The organism is Nocardioides sp. (assembly GCF_051876515.1).
GTDB lineage: Bacteria > Actinomycetota > Actinomycetes > Propionibacteriales > Nocardioidaceae > Nocardioides.
In genome coordinates this window covers 14,116-35,903 of record NZ_JBJEHY010000119.1, presented here as the reverse complement: position 1 = coordinate 35,903, position 21,788 = coordinate 14,116, and the positions used below count along the sequence as shown (strand labels likewise).

Below are 21,788 nucleotides of genomic sequence, written 5' to 3'. Positions count from 1 at the left end.
CTGCTGGTGCCCTCCAGCTCGGTGGGCAACAACAAGACCTGGCTGGAGCAGGCCGACAAGGTGATCCTCGAGGTGAACTCGTGGCACCCGCGCGAGCTCGAGGGCATCCACGACATCTACTACGGGGCCGCGCTGCCGCCGTACCGGGTCCCGATCCCGTTGACCGACCCCGCCCAGCGGATCGGGGAGCCGTACCTGCGCGTCGACCCGGCGAAGGTGGTCGCCGTCGTCGAGACCAACGCCCAGGACCGCAACTCGGCGTTCACGGCGCCGGACGCCACGTCGCGGGCGATCGCGGAGCATCTCGTGGACTTCCTGCGCGCCGAGGTCGCCGCCGGTCGGATGCCCGCCGATCTGCTGCCCATCCAGTCCGGCGTCGGCAACGTCGCGAACGCGGTGCTCGAGGGGCTCGGTGCCAGTGAGTTCACCGGGCTGACGGCGTTCACGGAGGTCATCCAGGACGGGATGATCGACCTGCTCGACAACGGCACGCTGCGGTTCGCCTCGGCCACCTCGTTCGGGCTGTCCACCGACGGCGTCGCCAAGCTGATGGAGAACATCGACGCGTACAAGGGCAAGGTGCTGCTGCGCAGCGAGGAGATCTCCAACCACCCCGAGCTGGTCCGCCGGCTGGGGATCATCGCGATGAACGGCATGCTCGAGGCCGACATCTACGGCAACGTGAACTCCACGCACGTCATGGGCTCGGCGATCATGAACGGCATCGGCGGGTCCGGCGACTTCGCCCGCAACGCGTACCTGAACTTCTTCGTCTCCCCCTCCACGGCCAAGGGCGGCGCGATCTCCTCGATCGTCCCGATGGTCTCCCACGTCGACCACACCGAGCACGACGTGCACGTCATCGTCACCGAGCAGGGTCTGGCCGACCTGCGGGGCCTCTCGCCGCGCAAGCGCGCCGCCGTCGTCATTGACAACTGCGCCCACCCCGACTTCCGCGACGCGCTGCACGACTACGTGGCCCGTGCCGAGGCCGCCCGCCCCAACGCCCGGCACACGCCGCACCTGCTCGCCGAGGCGTTGAGTTGGCACCAGCGGTTCCTGGACACCGGGAGCATGTGAGGGGGCGCTGGCGCTCTGCCCCGGCGCCGCCCTGCCCTGGCGCCGCCCGCACGGTCAGAGGCCATAACTGCGCGTTACAAGGGAGGAGTGGGGCCAGCGGGGTGGGGCCAGCCGCGGTGGCACGGCGGAGAGCGGCTAGGGGCAGGGCGGTGGCTACGGGAGGAGAGCGGCGCGCCGCTCGCGCCGTCGCCGCACCAGCGGCCGTACGAGCCACGCCACCGCGACGACCACGCCGAGCGCCAGCAGGACCAGGACGACCTTCCGCTCGTCGCTGTACGGCCAGTCGGGGGCGGGGAAGGCGACGGAGGGGACGTCCGCGAGCTGGGTGGCGACGCTGATCGTGGTGGGGGCCCCCTCGAAGAGAGTCAGGTCGCTCCGCGTCCTGCCGTCGGCCGAGCGGGTCTCCAGGTGCCCGGACGCGTCGGCGCCGGCGAGGGCGGAGGGGAGCACCGCGACGACGAACGTGTCCATGGCCGACTGCCCCAGCGGGACGACGGTGGCGTCGATGAGGCCGTTGGCGGTCGAGTTCCACGGCGCCCGCCGGAGCCGGGCCGTCGGGTCGTCCAGAGCGAGGGTGGCGAGCACGGTGCCCGGGTCTGCCCGGCCGGCCGTGAGCAGTGTCCCGTCGCGGCTGACCACTGCGGTCGTCCAGCTCTGCCGGGCCTCGGCCACCCTCCTCCCCGCCGCCTCCCGGCCCTCCACGAGCGTCCACAGGCGTCGCTGGGACAGGACCTGCACGAGGCCAGTGCTGGTGGCGGCGACGGCGCTCGACTCCGGGTGACCGGGCAGGTCCCAGGTGACGGGCTCACCGTCTGCTCCGAGGGTGCCGGCGCTCTGCACCTGCCCTCGGAACGACGTCCCGCCCTCGTCCCACTGCACCGCCTCGTCGCCCAGCCAGGCCAGGCGGGTGCCGTCGGGGGACCAGCTGATCTTCTGCACGCTCACCGGACGGTCGTTGCGGCCGCGCAGCGTGTACTGCTCCACCTCCCCGGTGAGCAGGTCGACGACGCCGACGCCGGCCTCGGTCTCGGCAGTGGTCTCCCCGCGCCGCCACCACGGGTACGCCAGTGCCCGCCCGTCGGGGCGCAGGGCCAGGAAGGAGCCCTCATTCGGATTGAAGGCGTCGGTGTCGGGCAGCTGCACGAGGAGGTGCTTGCCGTCATCCGCGCGGACGAGCAGGGGGGCGTTGCGACCCCGCGACACCGCCACCGAGACCCGCCCCACGGCGAGGTCGGTGACCAGCTTCTTCTCGTCGAACTGCGCGCCGGGCATCCAGTCGCGGGCCGGGTACGTCGGCGCGTGCACCACCGCGGGCAGCGCGCCACCCCGGGGTACCGTGGGCTGGTCCGCCGGAAGCGGGTCCCCGAGGGGCCGCGCCACCGCCCCGAGTGTCACCAGCAGCGCGACCACCGCGAGGGCGGCTGCCAGGCGGGCGGCCCGCTCCGTACGCCGGGCCTTCCGCCCGCGGGCCCACAGGTCCGCCGCGGGCCGGGCGGAAGCGACCGGGGTGTTCTCGGCGAGGTCGCGCAGCGAGGTCTTGAGGTCGTTCATGACGGACTCCCGATCAGCTCGGCGAGGTCGGGGCGGCGTTCACGCAGGCGGGTGAGCGCCTGGCGGCTGGTGGACTTCACCGTTCCCACGGAGATGCCGAGCACCTCGGCCGTACGGGCCTCGGTGAGGTCCTCGTAGTAGCGCAGCACCAGCACGGTGCGCTGCTTGGCGGTCAGCCCGGCCAGGGCGTCGAGGAGCGCGAGCCGGGCCGGGGTGTCGACGTCGGGTGCGCCGCGGTCGTGCTCGAGCGGCACCTCCGGCACCCGGTGCCGCCGCCAGCGCGAGACGTTGGCGGTGTACAGGGTGCGCCGCACGTACGCCTCGGGGGAGGTGTGGATCCGTTCCCAGTGCTTGGCCGCCTGGACCAGCGCCGTCTGGAGCAGGTCCTCGGCGTGCTGGTGGTCGCCGTTCAGCAGGTAAGCCACCCGCAGCAGGGCGCCGCTGCGGGCGCTCACGAAGGCGGTGAACCCGGCCTCGTCCGCTGTCAGCACTGCTTCCTCCGCCTCGTACGGCCGCCACCTCGGCGGCCCTCAGAACGTATGACGCCCGCGGGCCTGCGTTCGGGTGGCACCGGTGCCGACCAACTTCCGGGAACGACGAAGGGCGGGTGGCACGTGGCCAGCCCGCCCTTCTGAAGTCGTACGTCAGCGCGCGCGTCGACCCAGGCGCTCGATGTCCATGATGACCACCGAGCGGGGCTCCAGACGGACCCAGCCGCGCGAGGCGAAGTCGGCCAGCGCCTTGTTGACCGTCTCGCGGGAGGCGCCGACCAGCTGGGCGAGCTCCTCCTGGGTGAGGTCGTGGTGCACGTGGATGCCGTCGTCGGCCGAGCGGCCGAAGCGGTCGGCCAGGTCGAGCAGCGCCTTGGCGACGCGCCCGGGGACGTCGGAGAAGACCAGGTCGGCCACGACGTCGTTGGACTTGCGCAGGCGGGCGGCGAGCTGCGACAGCAGGCCGCGGGCGACCTGCGGGCGGCCGTCGAGCCAGCGCAGCAGGTCCTCGTGCGAGAGGGAGGCGAACGCGGCGTCGGTGACCGCGGTGACGGTCGCCGAGCGCGGGCCCGGGTCGAAGAGCGACAGCTCGCCGAACATCTGGCCGGGGCCCATGATGGCGAGCAGGTTCTCGCGGCCGTCGGCCGAGGAACGGCCGAGCTTGACCTTGCCCTCGAGCACGACGTACAGGCGGTCGCCCGAGTCGCCCTCGTGGAAGAGGACCTCCCCGCGGCGCAGCTTGGTCTCGGCCAGAGAGTTGCGCAGTGCGGTGGTCGCTTCGTCGTCGAGTCCGCTGAAGAGCGGGGCTTGACGCAACACGTCGTTGTCCACGTGGGCTCCTTGTGTGGGCTTTCCTCCGCGCGCGCGTGTGTGCGAAGGCACTTGACGAAACTCGATCCTACCGGTGGCACCGGTCACATGTGCTATTCCCCACCGTGTGGGAGCGAGAAACGGTCCCACTTTCGGAGGTGCGGAGGCGTCGAGTCGATACCTCATGAGGATATGGCAGGCGGCGACGGCACGTACGACTGTCGGTGGCCCCACGTAGGCTGACCGCGTGCCGCTGCCCGTCGTCGAGAAGCCTGAGACCTCACTCGTCCGTCGCGCCCGCAAGATGAACCGGGTGCTCGCCGAGACGTACCCGGACGCCCACTGCGAGCTGGACTTCGACGACCCGTTCCAGCTGCTGGTCGTCACCGTGCTGTCCGCGCAGACGACCGACCGCCGCGTCAACGCCGTGCGCCCGGTGCTGTTCGGCGCGTACCCGGACGCGCGCGCGATGGCTGCGGCCCGCCGCGAGGACCTGGAGACGATCGTCGGCCCGCTCGGCTTCTTCCGGCAGAAGACGACCTCCCTGCTCAACCTGTCCGCCGCCATCGTCGACCGCTTCGACGGCCAGGTGCCCGGACGGCTCGACGACCTCGTCACGCTCCCCGGCGTCGGACGCAAGACCGCCAACGTGGTCCTCGGCAACGCCTTCGACGTCCCCGGCATCACCGTCGACACCCACTTCGGTCGCCTCGTGCGCCGCTTCGGCTGGACCGAGGAGACCGACCCGGTCAAGGTCGAGTTCGCCGTCGGGGCGCTCTTCCCCAAGCGCGACTGGACGATGCTGAGCCACCACGTCATCTGGCACGGCCGGCGCCGCTGCCACGCCAAGAAGCCTGCCTGCGGCGCCTGCCCGCTGGCGCGCAGCTGCCCGTCGTACGGCGAAGGTCCCACCGACCCGATCGAGGCCGAGAAGCTCGTCCGTACGCAGGGGCCGGCGTGAGGCGCTGGCGTACGGCCGCGGTCGCCGGGGCTGCGACGGTCGCGCTGGTCCTGGCCGGCTGCAGTGACGCGGAGACCCCGTTCGTGCCCGCCCCGCCCAAGATCGAGGTCGACACCCCCGAGATGGCCGCGCTCAAGGCCGAGATCGGGATGGAGGACTGTGCCTCCGTAGTGCCGGCTGACCCCGGAGGCCCGGTCGAGGGCGGTCTGCCCGAGGTGACGCTGCCTTGCCTGGGGGGCGGCAGCGAGGTCGACCTGTCCACGCTGCGTGGCCCGATGGTGATCAACCTGTGGCAGGCCTTCTGCCAGCCGTGCATCAAGGAGATGCCGGCGCTCCAGCAGTTCCACGAGAAGTACGGCGACCAGGTGGCCGTCCTCGGCATCGACTTCAACGACGTACGCCCCTTGGCTGCCCTCGAGCTGGCGCAGGAGACGGGGGTGACCTACCCGTCCGTGGCCGACCCCGGCGCTGAGCTGACCCCGCACGAGGCGTTCAAGTACAGCCGCGTGGGGCTCCCGGCGTTCGCCTTCATCGACGCCGACGGCACCGTCGTGGGCGGGTCCAACGGGCTCGACGGCCAGGTCATCACGACGCTCGACGACGTCGTCGCCCTCGTCGACGCGCACCTGGGCATCGACGTCACCGAGTCCGAGCGCGGAGGCCGCCCATGAGTTCCCTGCCCGAGTGGATGCAGCCGGTCGTCGAGGCGACCGAGGAGATCACCGTCCACCACCTCACCCGCTTCCAGCCGCCCGAGGACCACCAGGGCCGCCAGGGCGCGGTGCTGATGGTCTTCGCCGACCGCGAGACCGAGCACGGCATCGACACCGTCGACGACCTCGCCCACCGCGGCGAGCTGCTGCTGACCGAGCGTGCCCACCACATGCGCTCGCACCCGGGGCAGGTCTCGTTCCCCGGCGGCGGCATCGACCCCGGCGAGACGCCGGAGCAGGCGGCGCTGCGCGAGGCGTACGAGGAGATCGGGCTCGACCCCGAGGCGGTCGACGTGTTCGGCGAGCTGCCCCAGCTGTGGCTGCCGCCCAGCGACTTCGCGGTGACGCCCGTGCTGGCGTGGTGGCGCGAACGCACCCCGGTCCGCATCGCGAGCCCCGACGAGGTGCACGCCATCCACCACGTCGCGATCGCCGACCTGCTCGACCCGGAGTACCGGATCAACGTCCGCCACCCGCGCGGCTGGACCGGCCCCGGCTTCCTCATCGGCGACGACAAGGACGTCGTCCTGTGGGGCTTCACGGCCGGCATCATCGCCCGGCTCTTCGACTTCCTCGGCTGGACCTCGGAGTGGGACAAGGCGCGGGTGCGTGACCTGCCGGACCACATGCTGCAGGGTTTGCCCCAGAACACCGCCGACATCCTGCCCAACACCCGCCTCGAGGAGTAGCCAGTGAACGTCCTCGACTGGTGCCTGCTGGCCCTGGTGGGCCTGTACGCGCTCTCGGGGTACTGGCAGGGGTTCGTCACCGGGGCGTTCGCCACCGGCGGCCTGCTCGCTGGCGGTCTGCTCGGTGTCTGGCTGGCCCCGGTGCTGCTCGGTGACGCCGACCCGTCGGTGTGGGTGTCGCTGGGCGCGCTGCTGGTGGTCGTGGTGTCCGCGACCATCGGGCAGGCCACGTTCCAGCTGCTGGGCGCCAGGATCCGGGACGCGATCACCTGGCAGCCCGTCCGGGCCGTGGACGCCGTCGGAGGGGCGGCGTTGAGCGCGATGGCCGTCCTGGTGGTGGCCTGGGCGCTGGGCGTGGCGGTCACCGGAACCCGCATCGGCGCGATCACCCCCCAGGTGCGCGCGTCCACGGTGCTCGGCACCGTCGACCGGGTGCTGCCCGTGGAGGCCGACGGGCTGCTGCGCGGCTTCAACGACGTCGTCGGGACCACGTTCTTCCCGCGCTACCTCGAGCCGTTCGCCCCGGAGCGCATCGTCGACGTCCCCGCCGGGCCGAAGCGCATGCTGACCGACCCCGACGTGGTGGGCGCGGAGGCCAGCATCGTCAAGGTCCTCGGCGAGAACGTCTGCACCGGAGGCGTGGAGGGCAGCGGCTTCCTTTACTCCCCGGGCCGCGTGATGACCAACGCGCACGTCGTGGCCGGCGTCACCCGGCCCACGGTCGAGGTGGGCGGGGAGACGCTCGTCGGCACGGTCGTCGTGTACGACCCGGAGCTCGACATCGCCGTCCTCGCCGTCGACGACACCACCACGCCGCACCTGGTCTTCGACCGTGACGTGGCCGCGGGTGACCCGGTCGCGGTGGTCGGGTACCCCGAGGACGGCCCCTTCGACATCCAGTCGGCCCGCGTGCGGAGCCAGCAGAAGCTGCGGTCGCCCGACATCAACGGCCACGGGATCGTGATCCGCGACGTGTACGCGGTCCGCGGGCTGATCCGTCCCGGCAACTCGGGCGGACCGGTCCTCACCTCCGGTGGTGACGTCGCCGGGGTCGTGTTCGCGGCGTCGGTGTCGGACTCCGAGACCGGGTACGCACTCACCGCCGAGCAGGCCGGCGAGGCGGCCGCTCAGGGCATCAAGCGGGACGACCCGGTCGCGACCGGGACGTGCGTGGGCTGACTCAGATCTGGCCGCGCAGCGCGCGGGGGATCTCCTGGGCCTGGGCCAGCGCCTTCTCGGGCGCCTTGACCTGCTGGACCTTCTTGAAGCCGATGAAGGCGAGCAGGGCGGCGACCAGGACGTACACGCCGAAGACGATCAGGAACGCCCAGTGCAGGCCGAGGCCGGCCCAGTGGATGAAGTACGCGATCGAGACCGACAGCATGATGACGGCCAGCAGCAGCAGGAAGACGGCCGCGCCGAAGAGACCGATGCCGGTGCCGCCGGCCTTGACGCTCACCTTGAGCTCGGACTTCGCGAGCGCGATCTCCTTGCTGACCAGCGTGGAGATGTCGCGGCTGGCGTCGGCGACCAGCTTGCCCAGCGTGGGGTCGTTGTCCTGCGGCGCCATGTCTCGTCCTTCGGTGGTGCGTGCGTGCTGCGGTACTCGGGGCCAACCGTGACCCTACACAACCGGACGCTCGGGTAACATCGGACCCGGTGTGCCGGGAAGTCTGGTCGGCTCGCGTCAGGTCGACGCGGACGACGACTGCCCCTCCCCGGAAGGACTCCATGTCCCAGCCCAGCACGCCCCACCACCGCGACGACATCTGGCTCGACGGCCCGACGTACATCGAGTCCGACCGCGTCCTCGCCCGCGTGGGGCGACCACTGCGTGAGTTCCTCCGGATCGAGGCCGCCGGATCCGTCCTGCTGCTGCTCGCCGCCGCCGTCGCCCTCGTCTGGGCCAACTCGCCGTGGGGGGACGGCTACGACGCGTTCTGGCACGCCACCGTCACCGTCGACCTCGGGTTCGTGGAGATCTCCGAGTCGCTGCTGCACTGGGTCAACGACGCCCTCATGGTGGTCTTCTTCTTCGTGGTCGGGCTCGAGATCAAGTACGAGCTGGTCAAGGGCGACCTGCGCGACCCCCGGGCGGCGGCGCTCCCGGTCGTGGCCGCGCTGGGCGGCATGGTGGTGCCGGCGCTCCTGTACGTGCTCCTCACTTCCGGCGGCGAGGGGGCGCACGGCTGGGGCATCCCGATGGCCACCGACATCGCCTTCGCGGTCGGCGTGCTCGGCCTCCTGGGTCGCCGGATCCCCTCCGCGGCGCGGCTGTTCCTGCTGACGTTGGCGATCGCCGACGACATCGGTGCGATCGTGGTGATCGCCGTCTTCTACACCTCGGACCTGGCGCTCGGGTGGCTGGCGGCCGCGCTCGCGCTGCTCGCCCTGATGGTGCTGCTCCGCCGTCTGCGGGTCTGGACCACCTCGGTGTACGTCGGTGTCGGCGTCGTCCTGTGGTTCTGCCTGCTGCAGTCGGGCGTCCACGCGACGCTGGCCGGCGTCGCGGTCGGACTGCTGACGCCGACCGTGCCGCTGCTGCGTGAGTCGGTCGCCCGCTCGCACCTGCGCCACGCCCTGGCCGACAACCAGCTCGACGCCTCCGAGCTGCGTCGTCTGAACTTCCTGCTCAACCACGCCGTGTCGCCGGCCGAACGACTGCAGACGTCGCTCCACGGCCTCTCCGCGTACGTCGTGCTGCCGGTCTTCGCGCTGGCCAACGCCGGCGTCAGCCTCGCCGGGGCTGGCGAGGCGCTCACGTCAGGGGTCGCGCTGGGCGTGGTCGCCGGCCTCGTGCTGGGCAAGCCGTTGGGGATCACTCTGTGCACCTGGCTCGCCGTACGGCTCGGGGTGGGCCGCCTCCCGCAGGGCACCTCCTGGCCGATGGTGGTGGGGCTGGGATCGGTCGCCGGCATCGGGTTCACCGTGTCGCTGTTCATCACCGGCCTGTCGTTCCCCGGCCACGAGGAGCTGGCCGCCGCCGCCAAGATCGGGATCCTGCTCGCCTCCGGACTGTCGGCCCTCATCGGCATGACGCTGCTGTGGTTGGCCACGCGGGGGCGGGAGCCCGAGGTCGAGGAGGGGGACGTCGCGGCCTGACCCTCAACCGGCGCGCGCGACCAGCACCGCCTGGCCGGTCGACTCCGACCCCATCGCGCCGCGCTCCATGCGGTCCACCTCGTGGAAACCGGTCTCGTGCAGGGCCAGCGCCACCTGGTCCGGGGTCCGGTCGTAGCGGCGCAGCGCGACGTCGTACCCGAGCCGCCGGTAGGTGGCGCCGGTGTCGTGGACGGTCGAGCCGACCTGGAACGCGACCAGCAGGAGGCCGCCGGGTCGGAGTACGCGCCGGGCCTCGGCGCACGCTGCCCGCAGCGCGGCCTCGTCGCCGTGAATGGTGGAGTACCAGGCGAACACCCCGTCGAAGGTCCCCGTACGGAAGGGCAGCGCGCCGAGGTCCGCACAGGCGAGGCCGTGCTCCGGCTGGGCGAGGGCCGCCCCGGCCAGCATCGCCGGCGACAGGTCCACGCCCACGACCTCGCGACCGGCACCCGCCAGCAGCGGCAGCATCCGGCCCGTGCCGCAGCCGGCGTCCAGGACCCGCCCGGCGGCGGGCAGCGAGGCGACGAACCGGGCGACCATCTCCAGGTCGGCGGCCTGCTCCGGCTCGGTCCCCGGGAACCACCGGGCGTACGCCTTGGCCACGGTGTCGTACGTGGCGCGGACGTCCGCGCGGTCGTCCCTGCCGCTGGCCTCGTGGTCCACGGGGCCGAGTCTGGCACCCGTTACGGTGCTGGGATGGTGAGCCCGTGATCCTCCCGCCCGTCCGCGACCTGCGGCTCACGACGGTGCGCCGTGGCGGGACGCTCACCGACGACGAGCACCACCTGCTCGCGCTGTGGGCGGCCGAGTGCGCGGAGCACGTCCTCGGGTTGTTCGAGGCCGTAAGCCCCGACGACCCCCGCCCGCGCGAGGCGATCGAAGCAGCCCGCGCCTGGACGCGGGGCGAGCTGGCGATGATGGCGACCCGGGCTGTGGGCGGGCACGCGATGGGGGCCGCGCGCGACCTGACCGGCGCTGCGCGATGGGCTGCGTACGCCGCCGGACAGGCTGCCGTCGTCGCGCACGTGGCCGCCCACGACCTGGGCGCTGCGGCGTACGCCATCAAGGCCGCCCGTGCCGCGGCGGACCCTCGTACGCCGACCTCGCCAGCGGGTCTGGAGGCCGGGCGGGAGGAGCGGGAGTGGCAGCGCGCGCGGATCCCCGAGGCGGTCCGTGCGCTCGTGCTCGAGGACCAGGAGCGGCGCAACGACCTGTGCTGGGGAGTCTTCCTGGCGTGAGGGCGCCAGCTCCCGCAGGGGGGTCCCCCGAATTGGGGTCACTGGGCGAGGTCGGCAGGCGTCCCGGACCTCTCCCATCGACCCCAACGCGGGCGACTGACCCCAAATCGGGTCAGGTGACCCCATTTGGGGTCACTGGGAGAGGCGCCACCACACGCGGTCTCGGATCCGAGACGACCCCCGACGCCTCCTGATTGACCGCGACCCCGCCGTACCGATGGACTCGGACCCATGGTGGCTGGATTCGAGGAGATGTGGCGCGACCTGGACGGGATCGGTCGTGACGCCCGCTCCGGCGGCTACTTCCGCCAGCCGTGGCTCAGTGCCGAGCGGGAGCTGTCGGCCTGGTTCGCCGAGGCCGCGGTCGCCCGGGGGCTCGAGTTGCACAGCGACGGGTACGGCAACCAGGTCGCGTACTGGCGCCCCGAGGGCAGCAGTGGGCCGGCGGTGCTCACCGGCTCCCACCTCGACTCCGTTCTCGACGGCGGCGCGTACGACGGCCCGCTCGGCGTGGTCTCCGCGCTCGCGGCGATCGACCGGCTCCGCGAGCGCGGTGTCACGCCGGACCGGCCTGTCGCGGTGGGCGTCTTCGTGGAGGAGGAGGGCAGTCGGTTCGGGCTGGCCTGCCTCGGCTCGCGCCTCGCCACCGGCGCCACCACCCCCGAGCAGGCGGCCGCGCTGACCGACCGCGACGGCACCCGGTTCCTGGACGCGCTGGCGGCGGCCGACCTCGACCCCAGCCTGGGCGCCGTCGACCTGTCCGGCATCGGCTGCTTCGTCGAGCTGCACGTCGAGCAGGGCCGCGACCTCGTCGACCGCGACGTACCCGTCGGCGTGGCCTCGGGGATCTGGCCGCACGGCCGGTTCCGGTTCGAGTTCGCCGGCGAGGCCAACCACGCCGGTACGACGCGGATGGAGGACCGCGCCGACCCGATGCTGACGTACGCGATGACCGCCCTCGCCGCCAACAAGCAGGCCCGGCTGTCGGGCCAGCGCGCCACCTTCGGCCGCCTCGACGTCACCCCCAACGGCACCAACGCCGTCCCGTCCCTGGTCCGCGCCTGGCTGGACGCCCGGTGCGAGGACGACGCCACCCTGGCCCGCCTCGTCGAGGAGATCACCCGGCAGGCCGGACAGCGCGCCGAGCGCGACGGGACCACCCTCGAGGTCGTCGCCGAGTCCGTCTCCGGCGCCGTCCACTTCGACCCCGACCTCGCCGCGCGGGTCGCCGCGCCCGGTCAGTGGCCCGTTATCCCCACCCAGGCCGGCCACGACGCCGGCATCCTGCAGGCCGGCGGCATCCCCACCGCGATGCTGTTCGTCCGCAACCCCACCGGCGTCTCCCACTCGCCCGCCGAGACCGCCGAGACCGTCGACTGCCTCGCCGGCGTCGAGGCGCTCGCCGACACCCTGGAGCTGCTGGCCCGTGACTGACGCGTACCTCCTCGAACGGGCCGTCCTCGCCACCCCGGACGGCCCGCACCTCGCCCACGACGTGCTCGTCGAGGTGGTCGACGGCCGCTTCACCCGCGTCGAGCCCGGTGCCGACCCGGCCGCGGCCCCTCACGCCGAGCGGGTCGCTGGCCTGGCCCTGCCCGGGTTCGCCAACACCCACAGCCACGCCTTCCACCGGGCGCTGCGCGGCCGCACCCAGCGCGAGCGGGGCACCTTCTGGACCTGGCGCGACCAGATGTACGGCGTCGCCGCGCGCCTCGACCCCGACGGCTACTACGACCTGGCGCGCGCCACGTACGCCGAGATGGCCTCCGTCGGGATCACCTGCGTCGGCGAGTTCCACTACCTGCACCACGACCCGACCGGCCGGCCGTACGCGGACCCCAACGCGATGGGCCTCGCGCTGGTCGCCGCGGCCCGCGACGTCGGGATCCGGATCACCCTGCTCGACACCCTCTACCTCTCCAGCGGGTTCGGGCAGCCTCCCGCCGGCGTCCAGGTCCGGTACGCCGACCACGACGCCGCCGCCTGGGCGGAGCGCGTACGACGCCTGGTCGACGACACTGCGGGTGAGGCCGGCGTACGGATCGGGGTCGCGGCCCACTCGGTGCGCGCCGTCCCCCGGGACGCGCTCGGGGTGCTCGCGACCTTCGTCGACGACGAGGTGCCGTTCCACGTCCACCTCTCCGAGCAGGTGCAGGAGAACGTCGACTGCCTGGCCGCGTACGGCCTGACGCCCACCCAGCTGCTCGCCGAGCACGGCCTGCTCGGCCCCAGCACCTCGCTGGTGCACGCCACCCACCTGACCGACGACGACGTCGCCCGCATCGGCGGGGCGGGGGCGTACGCCTCGTTCTGCCCCACCACCGAGCGCGACCTCGGCGACGGCATCGGCCCCGGCCGGGCGCTGGCCGAGGCCGGGGCACGGCTCACGCTGGGCTCCGACTCCCAGGCCGTCATCGACCCGTTCGAGGAGATGCGCTGCCTGGAGGGGCACGAGCGCCTCGCGACGCAGCGCCGCGGCCACTGGACCTCCGCCGAGCTGCTCACCGCCGCCACCAGCGACGGCCACGCCAGCCTCGGCTGGGCCGGTACCGGCATCGGCGTCGGGCTCCGCGCGGACCTGGTGGCGGTCGACCTGGGGTCCGTACGCACCGCCGGGGCCGGCGCGGACCTCGACGCCGCCGTCTTCGCCGCCACCGGGGTCGACGTCACCCGCGTGATGGTCGACGGGCGGTGGCTGGGCCTGCACCCGGCCGCGGTCGCGCGGGACCTGCGGGCGGCGATCGACGACCCCACCCACGACACCGGAGGTGCCCGATGACCACGACCCTGCTCACCGGCATCACCGACCTCGTCACCAACGACCCCACGCAGGCCGCGACGGGTGCCGAGGACGCGTTCCTCGGGCGGCTCCGCGACGCCGCCGTCGTCGTCGACGGCGCCCGGGTCGCCTGGGTCGGGCCTGCCGACCGGGCCCCCGCCGCGGACACCCGCGTCGACCTGGGTGGTCGGACGGTGATCCCCGGCTTCGTCGACAGCCACTCCCACCTCGTCTTCGCCGGTGACCGCGCGGAGGAGTTCGATGCCCGGATGGCCGGCCGGGCCTACGAGGCGGGCGGGATCCGTACGACCGTGGCCGCCACGCGTGCCGCCACCGACGAGCAGCTCACCGCCAACGTCGCCCGCCTGGTCGCCGAGATGCACCGGCAGGGCACCACGACGGTGGAGATCAAGAGCGGGTACGGCCTGACCACCCGCGACGAGGCCCGCAGCCTCGCGGTGGCCGCCCAGTTCACCCCCGAGACCACCTTCCTCGGCGCCCACGTCGTGCCCAGCGGCACCACGCCCGAGGCGTACGTCGAGGAGGTCACCGGCCCGATGCTGGCCGCTGCGGCCCCGTACGCCCGCTGGATCGACGTGTTCTGCGAGGAGGGCGCCTTCGACGTCGACCAGGCACGTACGGTGCTGGCCGCCGGCGCCGCGGTCGGCCTGCGGGGGCGTCTGCACGCCAACCAGCTGACGTACGGCGGCGGCGTCCTGCTCGCGGCCGAGCTGGGCCTGGCCGCGGTCGACCACTGCACCTTCCTCAGCGACGCCGACGTGGACGCGCTGGCCGACTCCGGGACGGTCGCGACGCTGCTGCCCGGCGTGGAGTTCTCCACCCGCCAGCCGTACCCGGACGCCCGTCGGCTCCTCGATGCCGGCGTGCGGGTGGCGCTGGCCAGCGACTGCAACCCCGGTTCCTGCTACACCTCCTCGATGCCGCTGTGCGTCGCGCTGGCGGTCCGGGAGATGGGGATGACGCCCGCCGAGGCCCTGCACGCCGCGACCGCTGGCGGGGCGGCGGCACTGCTGCGCGACGACGTGGGGGTGATCGCGCCGGGCCGCAGCGCCGACCTGGTGGTCCTCGACGCGCCCTCGTACCTGCACCTGGCGTACCGGCCCGGCGTGCCGCTGGTCGCCGGAGTGTGGGCCGCCGGTCGGCCGCTGGTGGGGGCCCCGCACACTGGTCGGTGATGACCGACGACTTCCGCTGCTCCTCCGCGAGTGCCGCCGACGCCGAGCCGATCGGTGGCACCGCGCCGACCGCCACCGAGTTCCTCCTCGTCGAGTACGTCGGCGCCTGGGGCCGCCAGGCCGTCGAGCAGAGTCGGATGCCGGAGCCGGTGCGCGAGCACCTGGCCGCGCTGACCGCCACCCGCGGCACCGCGGTCCACCTGATCCGCCGCCACGGCGGCGCACCGGACGGCGCTGGCGTCCGCGTCTTCCGGGCCGTCGCCGACGCGGACGGCTTCGGCGTCACCACCACTGTCCTCGCCGACGCGACCGACCTGCTGACGCTCGACCTCGACGACGCGGCGGCGATGCAGCCGTACGCCGACCCGCTGTGGCTGGTCTGCACGAACGGGTCGCGCGACCGCTGCTGCGCCGAGATCGGCCGCCCCGTCACGGCCGCGCTGGCCGAGCGGTGGCCCGAGGCGACCTGGGAGACCACGCACCTGGGCGGCCACCGCTTCTCCGGCACCCTGATGGCGCTGCCCTCCGGGCACACCCTGGCCCGGCTGGTCGACGCCACCGCCGTCGCGGCGGTCGCCGAGATCGAGGCCGGCGGCGTGCCGGTCGGGCTGTCCCGCGGCCGCGCCGGACGCCCCGGCGCCGAGCAGGTCCTCGAGCTGCACCTGCTCGCCGGCGGCAGCCCCGACGTACGCGTCGTCGCCGAGCCCGGGCCGCCGCGGCGTCAGTCGTGCGGGGACACCAAGGTCAAGGCCACCACGACGTACACGGTGGTGCCGGCCGGCGCCTGAGGTCGGTCAGTACGCCAGCGTGTCGCGTACCTGCGCCTCGGTGAGGCCGTAGTCGGCCAGGTCGTAGGCGTGCTTGGGCGCGCGGGGACCCTGCCGGGAGGCCGTGTGCTCGTCGGCGACGGCCGCCTGCACCGAGTCGTCCCACGGCAGGCCGAAGTGCGCGTAGATGCCGGCCACCGTGCCCACCGGGTCGCCGGTCAGGTCGGCGTAGTCGACGTCGACGATCTGGTCGGCCGGGATCGACGGCCGGGCAGCCGCGAACGCCGCCTGCTCGCGGGCCAGCATGTCGAGCTGCGTGCGGCCGATGGTCCCGCCCGTGAAGACGGTCGACTGGCCCCGCGTGGACGCCTCGGCCAGCGAGCACGAGGAGGCGATGCAGGTGACCGGGTCGCGGTGCGTGACGACGAACAGGGCGTCGGGGAAGACCGTGCGCAGGGCGTCGGCGGCCATCAGGTGGCTCGGGTTCTTCAGCACCCACCGCTTGTCGGCGTCGTTGAGGCCGATCAGCTGCAGCAGGCGACGCTGGGTCTCGTACGCCGGCACCCAGTCCTGGCCCTGGAGCCACTCGGTGTAGCCGGGCACGTACGCCTGCGACTCGAACGAGACCGAGCGCCCCGACTGCTGCAGCAGCCGCCAGCACTCTTCGTGGGAGTCGGCGTCGGAGTAGTGGATGCCGGCCAGCTCGGGGTTGGACTCGTGGAAGGCCGCGAACCCGGCCGCCATCGCGGCGTAGATCGGGTTGTCCGCCCACGTCTCCCGCGGCGGGCGCGGCTGGGGGAGCGAGGTGATCCACTGCTCGATGCCCTGGTGGGACGGGTCGGCGGTGAGCAGCCGCTGCATCATCGTGGTGCCCGACCGGGTCAGGCCCATCACGAAGACGGGCCGCTCGATCGCGACGTCGGCGTACGACGGGTTGGTCGCGTACCCGTGCTCGGCCATGAGTCGGCCGACGAGGAGTCCCTTGAGGTCGCTGCGCTTCCAGCCGTTGCCGAGCTCGGTCAGGCCGGAGCGGTGCGTCCAGTCGTCGACCAGGACGCGCAGGCCCTCCTCGTGGTCGGTGCCGCCGAAGTCGGTCAGACCGGTGGAGCGGACGGCCGCGTCGGCGATCTCCTCGTACGTGCCGAGGGCGGGGCGGGGGTACATGGGTTCTCCTTCTGCCGGCGCAGACTCAGCTGTGGAACTCGCCGCAGTCGACGTTGAGGATCTGGCCGGTCACCGCGGAGGCGAGGTCGGAGAGCAGGAAGAGCCCGGCGCGGGCCACCTCGTCGGGGGTCGCGAGCCGCTTGAGGTCGGTGGGCGCGGCCTTCTCGGCGTACACCTCCTCGTGGGTGCGGCCCGACTCGCTGGCGAGCCAGTCGAAGTACGCCTTGTTGACGTCCTCGTAGATGTACGACGGGGCGATCTGGTTGACCCGGATGCCGCGCGGGCCGAGCTCGGTGGCCAGCGACGAGGACAGGTGCTCGAGCGCGCCCTTGCTCAGCTTGTAGCCGGCGTACTCGATCTCGGAGTGGTGCAGCACGCACGAGTTGACGTTGAGGATGGAGCCGCCGGACGCGGCGAGCGCGTCCGCGAACAGGGCCGAGAGGCGCAGCGGTGCGAAGACGTTGGTCTCGTTGGCGGCACGCAGGGCCTCGACGGTGATCTGCGTGATCGGGTCCATCGGGGGGATGCCGAAGGCGTTGTTGATGAGGCCGTCGACGCGGCCGAACTCCGCCAGCGCCGCCTCGACCAGCGCGGCCCGCTGCTCCTCGTCGTTGATGTCGGCGGTGACCACGAGCGCGCGGCGACCGTTGGCCTCGACGACGTCGGCCATCTTGCGCAGCCGCTTCTCCGTACGGCTGACCAGGACCAGGTCGGCCCCCATCTTGGACGCCTCGTCGCCGAAGGCTCGCCCGAGGCCGGGGCCCACGCCGGAGAGCACGATCACCTTGTCCTGGAGCAGAGTCATGCACGTCACAGTAGAACGTGTTCCAGTCTTTGTCATGGGGGTGTTCGATGACAGAGATATGACACGAATTGTGGGTCGCCTCTCGCGTCGAAGTCCCCGCCTGAGCGGGGACTTCGTCACGTTGTAGGGGTTGCAACAGCCACAACAGGTAAGAGTTCCCCACACCAGGGGGCCCGTGTGGCGGGTGGGACTCGGCTACCTGCGTGTACGCCCCCGCCCCGGCCCCCGCACCGGCCGTACGCCCCAGCCGTACGCCCGGAGCCCCGCCCCGGCGCTACTCCACCCGCACCCGCGTCGGCCACAGCGCCCGGCGTCCCAGCAGCTCGATCGCCGCCGGCACCAGCAGGGGCCGTACGACGAAGGTGTCCAGCAGGATGCCGATCGCCATCGCCAGACCGAACTGGTACAGCTCCCGGATCGGCTGCGTCATCAGGACCGCGAACGTCCCCGCGAGGATGACGCCGGCCGAGGAGATGACGCCACCGGTGCGGACGATCGAGGTGCGCAGCGCCGTGCGCGACGGTGCCGCCGCCAGCTCCTCGCGGTAGCGGGTCATCATGAAGATCGTGTAGTCCACGCCGAGCGCGACGAGGAAGACCAGGACGTACACGGCCACGCGGTTGCCGATGCCCAGGTCGCCACCCAGTCGCAGCGCGACCAGCGCGGTCGCGCCCATCGTGGCGGCGTACGAGAGCAGCAGCGTCAGCCCGAGGTAGAGCGGGGCCAGCAGGGACCGCAGCACCACGCCGAGGATCAGCCCCACGACGAGGAGCATCAGCACCCCCACGACCACCAGGTCGCGGTCCAGCGCCGCCCGCGTGTCGGCGGCGACCGACGATTCACCCCCGACGAGCACCTCGGCGTCCGCCACGCCCGCGTCGGCGGCCGCGTCCTGCGCGGTCCGGGTCAGCCCCGGCAGCAGGTCCATCGCCTCCGGCCCGTACGGGTTGGCGTCGAGCACCACGTCCACCGAGAGGGTGCGCCCGTCCGTCGAGGGGAGCACGGCGCCGGTGCTGGCGACCCCGTCGGCGCCGCCGAGGGCGGTGGCCACGGCGCCGACCTGACGCTCGGTCAGCGGTGTGCCGGCGTGCACCAGCACCTGGCTGGGCGCGGTCCGTCCCGGACCGAAGGACGCCGCCACCAGCTCCTGGCCGCGCTGCGACTCGGTCTCGATGCGGAACCCGGAGACCATGTCGAAGCTCTGCTGCACGCCGACCAGGCCTGCGCTCAGGGCGAGCAGGGCGGCGGTGCCGCCGAGCAGGACGCGGCGCGGGTACGTGGTCACGACGTGCGCCACCCGCGACCACAGGCGGGACTCGGGCACCTCGCCGGAACCGCGGGCCCTGCGCGGCCAGAAGGCGAAGCGGCCGGTGAGCACCAGCAGGGCCGGGGTGAGCGTGAAGGAGACCGCCGCCATCGAGGCGACACCGACGGCGAGGTACGGGCCGAAGTCGTGCAGCGTCGGCGTCACCGCCGCCAGCAGCGCGAGCACCGCGGCGACGATCGACGAGACGCTGGCCAGCAGTGCGCCCGTGACCGAGCGCATCGCCGCCGCCATCGCCGTACCCGGCTCGGGGTGTGCGGCGAGGGCCTCCCGGAACCGGGCGAAGATGATGAGTGCGTAGTCCGTGCCGACCCCGAAGAGCAGCACCGTCATGATCGACGCCGTCTGCCCCGAGACCGAGATGAGTCCGGCGTCCGCCAGCAGCGCCCCGGCCCCCTCGGCCAGACGCATCGCGACCCCGACGCCGAGCAGGGCGACGACGACGAGCACCGGCGACCGGTAGATGGCGAAGAGCAGGACGACGACCAGGCCGACGGTGCCGAGGAGCAGCACCCGGTCGGACCCGCTGAAGACCGCCACGGCGTCCACGACGATCCCCGCCGGACCGGTCACGGCGGTGTCCACGTCGTCACCGGCCGCGTCGGCGGTGAGGGTACGGATCTCCCGGACGCCGTCGCGGTACTCGTCCTCGCCGGGGCTGCCCTGCAGCGTCACGACGACCAGCTGGGCGGTGCCGTCGTCGCTGACGAGCCCGCCGCCGGAGGGATCGGGCACGCGGCTGGCGTCCACGACCCCGGTCACCGCGGGGAGCGCGGCGCCCTCGATGGCGGCGGCCACCTCGCGGGCCGCACGCGCGGCGGCGTCGGGCGTCTCCGCGGTCAGGACGACCACGGCGGGCGGGGCGCCGGCCGATCCGTACGCCTGCGCGGCCAGGTCGGCGGCGCGCATCGAGACCGAGTCGGCGGGCGGGTTGCCGTTGTCGTTGCTCTCCACGTCGTCGAGCGACGGGGCGAACGAGGTGAGCGCGCCCACCACGAGCAGCCACGCGACGACGACCAGCCAGGCCGTACGGCGGGAGATCCGGCGCGCGCGGGAAGGTGGGGTGGGCGAGGGGTCGTCAGGGGCGGGAGCGGGCAGGCCGACGGGCGCAGGGGCGTGGTTCACGTCCTTCATTCCACGCCGCGGACCGGCCCCGCACATCGAACGATGGGCGAGAACCACCTCCACCTTTCGATGGAGGTTCAACGGAGGCTCAGACGGCGGGCAGCAGCCCCTGCTCGCGGGCGCGGGCGACGGCGGCCGTACGGGATCTCACCCCGAGCTTGGCGAAGACCTGCACGAGGTGCGACTTCACCGTGGCCTCGGACAGGTACAGCGTCCGGGCCACCTCACGGTTGGACTGGCCCGTCGCGACGGCCGCGAGCACCTCCAGCTCGCGCGGGGTCAGGGTCGCGGTCGGGGGCGAGCTGATCCGGGTGAGGAGCTTCGAGGCGATCCGGGGCGACAGGGCTGTCTCGCCCCGCGCGGCGCGGGTCACGGCCTGCCACAGCTCGTCGGGAGGGGTGTCCTTGAGGAGGTAGCCGCTGGCGCCGGCCTCGACGGCCCGCAGGATCTCGGCGTCGGTGTCGTAGTTGGTCACCACCAGGACGTACGGCGGGTCGGGCAGTGCGCGGACCGCGCGCGTCGCGTCGACGCCGGTGCGCGTCTCCTCGGCGAACCGCAGGTCCATCAGGACCAGGTCGGGGTGCAGGGCGCTGGCCAGGGTGACGGTCTCGTCCACGCTCGCCGCCTCGCCGACCACCTCGACCTCGTCGCCGCGCTGCTCGAGGAGGGCGCGCAGGCCGGCGCGCACGATGGCGTGGTCGTCGGCGATCAGCAGCCGCACGGGGGGCGCGGTCACGGTGCCTCCTGTGCGGGGACGGAGAGCGGCAGCGCGACCGAGAGGGCGGTGTGGCCGGGCTCGGAGTCGATGCTGCACTCCCCGCCGAGGTCGGCCACCCGCGTACGGATCGTGTCGAGCCCGAAGGAGTGCTGCTCGGGGTCGTCGAGGACGGCCACGTCGAACCCGGCGCCGTCGTCCACGACGTCGAGGCGCACCGCGTCGCGGCCGTGGTGCAGCGTGAGTACGGCCCGGGCGTCGGCACCGGCGTGCCGCTCGACGTTGGCCAGCGCCCCCTGCGCGATCCGTACGAGGGCGGCCTCGAGCGGCATCGGCAACGGCGCAGGGGCCCCGTCGACGACGAGGCGGGCGTCGACGAGGCTGCGCTCGCAGACCCGCTCCAGCGCCGCCACGAGGGTGGCGTCGCTGAGGTCGGCCGGGGCGAGCTCGGCGACCATGCGGCGCGCCTCGGCGAGGCCGGCGCCGGCCGTCGTACGGGCCAGGGCGATCCGCTGGGCGGCCGCCTCGGGAAGCTCCTCGGCCTCGGCCGCGTGGAGCAGCATCTGGATGCTGCTCAGCCCCTGGGCCACGGTGTCGTGGATCTCGCGGGCCAGCCGCTGCCGCTCGGTCGCCTGGCCGGCGGCGTGCTCGGAGGCCGCCAGCTCGTCTCGGGTACGCCGCAGCTCCTCGATCAGCCGGGCCTGCGAGGCGGTCACCTCGAACAGGACGCGGAACCCGAGGCCGATCAGCGTGGAGACGACCATGCCGAGCAGCGGGGCGACGTACACCTCCACCCCGCCACCGCGGACGACGCCCAGGACCAGGTCGACGGTGGTCACCGCGACCACGCCGGCGACGGCCGCCGGCAGGCTCAGCTCGGTGAGGAAGAGCAGGGACAGGGCGACCGAGACGTACGCGGCGTCGGCGCCCAGCAGCGACATCGCCAGCCACAGGGCGACGAGCAGCCACAGGCCCGCCAGCCGTACGTTCGGGCCCGGCGCCGCGGCGGCCCGGGTCAGGTGGACCACGACGAACGCGACCACGAGCGCCGAGACCGCCACCGGGTGTGCCTCGTCGAGCAGCAGGGCCCGCAGCATGACCACCACCGCGAGCGCCACCACGAGGGCGTGCAGCCCGCCGCGCAGCTGGGCGGCGGTGGTCTGGGGGAGGGCCGGGGTCACGTCCGCGAGTCTAGGAGTGGTCGCCGAGGTGCCGTCCTGGTCCGCCGCGGCCGGCGCGTGCCCTCGTGACGAAGTCCCCGCCTGAGCGGGGACTTCG

Annotated in this window: 21 protein-coding genes; 11 read left to right on the top strand and 10 right to left on the bottom strand. The window is 73.3% G+C overall.

What is annotated here, in order from left to right:
• Window positions 1–1,080 (top strand): acetyl-CoA hydrolase/transferase C-terminal domain-containing protein (locus ACI379_RS08720; RefSeq protein WP_439791694.1); only part of this gene is annotated, 1,080 nt, incomplete at its 5' end.
• A 153-nt stretch (window positions 1,081–1,233) separates the two neighbouring features.
• Here the strand turns inward: ACI379_RS08720 and ACI379_RS08715 are convergent.
• From ACI379_RS08715 to ACI379_RS08705, 3 genes are all read right to left on the bottom strand, one after another.
• Window positions 1,234–2,631: a hypothetical protein gene (locus ACI379_RS08715; protein WP_439791693.1), complete on the bottom strand. Its 1,398-nt coding sequence runs from the start codon at window positions 2,629–2,631 to the stop codon at window positions 1,234–1,236.
• Window positions 2,628–3,122, bottom strand: coding sequence for a SigE family RNA polymerase sigma factor (locus tag ACI379_RS08710; RefSeq protein ID WP_439791692.1), 495 nt, complete (start codon window positions 3,120–3,122; stop codon window positions 2,628–2,630). The genes ACI379_RS08715 and ACI379_RS08710 overlap by 4 nt, the downstream gene beginning before the upstream one ends.
• A gap of 153 nt (window positions 3,123–3,275) precedes the next feature.
• Window positions 3,276–3,953: a Crp/Fnr family transcriptional regulator gene (locus ACI379_RS08705; RefSeq protein ID WP_439791691.1), complete on the bottom strand. Its 678-nt coding sequence runs from the start codon at window positions 3,951–3,953 to the stop codon at window positions 3,276–3,278.
• A 283-nt stretch (window positions 3,954–4,236) separates the two neighbouring features.
• On the opposite strand from ACI379_RS08705, the gene nth reads away from it, so the two are divergent.
• Genes nth through ACI379_RS08685 form a run of 4 tightly spaced genes read left to right on the top strand, consistent with a single transcriptional unit; the run spans window position 4,237 to window position 7,474 of the window.
• Window positions 4,237–4,893 carry an endonuclease III gene (gene nth / locus ACI379_RS08700; RefSeq protein WP_439791695.1) on the top strand — a complete coding sequence of 219 codons (657 nt, stop codon included), beginning with the start codon at window positions 4,237–4,239 and terminating at the stop codon, window positions 4,891–4,893.
• Entirely contained in the window at window positions 4,890–5,564 is a 675-nt protein-coding gene (locus ACI379_RS08695) for a TlpA disulfide reductase family protein (protein ID WP_439791690.1), read from the top strand. Before nth ends, ACI379_RS08695 begins: the two co-directional genes overlap by 4 nt.
• Window positions 5,561–6,295, top strand: coding sequence for an NUDIX hydrolase (locus tag ACI379_RS08690; protein ID WP_439791689.1), 735 nt, complete (start codon window positions 5,561–5,563; stop codon window positions 6,293–6,295). The genes ACI379_RS08695 and ACI379_RS08690 overlap by 4 nt, the downstream gene beginning before the upstream one ends.
• A gap of 3 nt (window positions 6,296–6,298) precedes the next feature.
• Window positions 6,299–7,474, top strand: a complete 1,176-nt coding sequence (locus tag ACI379_RS08685; protein ID WP_439791688.1) for a MarP family serine protease — start codon at window positions 6,299–6,301, stop codon at window positions 7,472–7,474.
• A gap of 1 nt (window position 7,475) precedes the next feature.
• Here ACI379_RS08685 and ACI379_RS08680 read toward each other — a convergent pair whose 3' ends face one another.
• Window positions 7,476–7,865: a phage holin family protein gene (locus tag ACI379_RS08680; RefSeq protein ID WP_439791687.1), complete on the bottom strand. Its 390-nt coding sequence runs from the start codon at window positions 7,863–7,865 to the stop codon at window positions 7,476–7,478.
• 161 nt (window positions 7,866–8,026) lie between these two features.
• On the opposite strand from ACI379_RS08680, the gene nhaA reads away from it, so the two are divergent.
• Window positions 8,027–9,397: a Na+/H+ antiporter NhaA gene (gene nhaA, locus ACI379_RS08675; RefSeq protein WP_439791686.1), complete on the top strand. Its 1,371-nt coding sequence runs from the start codon at window positions 8,027–8,029 to the stop codon at window positions 9,395–9,397.
• 3 nt (window positions 9,398–9,400) lie between these two features.
• Here nhaA and ACI379_RS08670 read toward each other — a convergent pair whose 3' ends face one another.
• A complete protein-coding gene (locus ACI379_RS08670) occupies window positions 9,401–10,060 on the bottom strand; it encodes a class I SAM-dependent DNA methyltransferase (protein WP_439791685.1) in 660 nt (219 codons plus the stop codon).
• A gap of 44 nt (window positions 10,061–10,104) precedes the next feature.
• Here ACI379_RS08670 and ACI379_RS08665 point away from each other — a divergent pair, with 44 nt between their 5' ends.
• From ACI379_RS08665 to ACI379_RS08645, 5 genes are all read left to right on the top strand, one after another.
• Window positions 10,105–10,635 (top strand): putative immunity protein, encoded by a 531-nt coding sequence (locus tag ACI379_RS08665; protein WP_439791684.1) that lies wholly within the window; start codon window positions 10,105–10,107, stop codon window positions 10,633–10,635.
• 231 nt (window positions 10,636–10,866) lie between these two features.
• Complete coding sequence (locus ACI379_RS08660; RefSeq protein ID WP_439791683.1) at window positions 10,867–12,069, top strand: allantoate amidohydrolase; 1,203 nt, start codon at window positions 10,867–10,869, stop codon at window positions 12,067–12,069.
• On the top strand, window positions 12,062–13,414 hold the full coding sequence (locus tag ACI379_RS08655) for a formimidoylglutamate deiminase (RefSeq protein ID WP_439791682.1): 1,353 nt from the start codon (window positions 12,062–12,064) through the stop codon (window positions 13,412–13,414). The genes ACI379_RS08660 and ACI379_RS08655 overlap by 8 nt, the downstream gene beginning before the upstream one ends.
• Entirely contained in the window at window positions 13,411–14,610 is a 1,200-nt protein-coding gene (gene hutI, locus ACI379_RS08650; RefSeq protein ID WP_439791681.1) for an imidazolonepropionase, read from the top strand. The genes ACI379_RS08655 and hutI overlap by 4 nt, the downstream gene beginning before the upstream one ends.
• A complete protein-coding gene (locus ACI379_RS08645; protein WP_439791680.1) occupies window positions 14,610–15,398 on the top strand; it encodes a sucrase ferredoxin in 789 nt (262 codons plus the stop codon). The genes hutI and ACI379_RS08645 overlap by 1 nt, the downstream gene beginning before the upstream one ends.
• A gap of 6 nt (window positions 15,399–15,404) precedes the next feature.
• Here ACI379_RS08645 and ACI379_RS08640 read toward each other — a convergent pair whose 3' ends face one another.
• The 5 genes from ACI379_RS08640 to ACI379_RS08620 all read right to left on the bottom strand — a co-directional run bounded on the left by ACI379_RS08640 (window position 15,405) and on the right by ACI379_RS08620 (window position 21,691).
• Complete coding sequence (locus tag ACI379_RS08640) at window positions 15,405–16,541, bottom strand: sulfotransferase family protein (RefSeq protein ID WP_439791679.1); 1,137 nt, start codon at window positions 16,539–16,541, stop codon at window positions 15,405–15,407.
• Between the two features lie 25 nt (window positions 16,542–16,566).
• A complete protein-coding gene (locus tag ACI379_RS08635) occupies window positions 16,567–17,346 on the bottom strand; it encodes an SDR family oxidoreductase (RefSeq protein WP_439791678.1) in 780 nt (259 codons plus the stop codon).
• A 274-nt stretch (window positions 17,347–17,620) separates the two neighbouring features.
• On the bottom strand, window positions 17,621–19,795 hold the full coding sequence (locus ACI379_RS08630; protein WP_439791677.1) for an MMPL family transporter: 2,175 nt from the start codon (window positions 19,793–19,795) through the stop codon (window positions 17,621–17,623).
• A gap of 88 nt (window positions 19,796–19,883) precedes the next feature.
• Entirely contained in the window at window positions 19,884–20,531 is a 648-nt protein-coding gene (locus ACI379_RS08625) for a response regulator (RefSeq protein ID WP_439791676.1), read from the bottom strand.
• Window positions 20,528–21,691 carry a sensor histidine kinase gene (locus tag ACI379_RS08620; RefSeq protein WP_439791675.1) on the bottom strand — a complete coding sequence of 388 codons (1,164 nt, stop codon included), beginning with the start codon at window positions 21,689–21,691 and terminating at the stop codon, window positions 20,528–20,530. The genes ACI379_RS08625 and ACI379_RS08620 overlap by 4 nt, the downstream gene beginning before the upstream one ends.
• Between the last annotated feature and the right edge of the window lie 97 nt (window positions 21,692–21,788).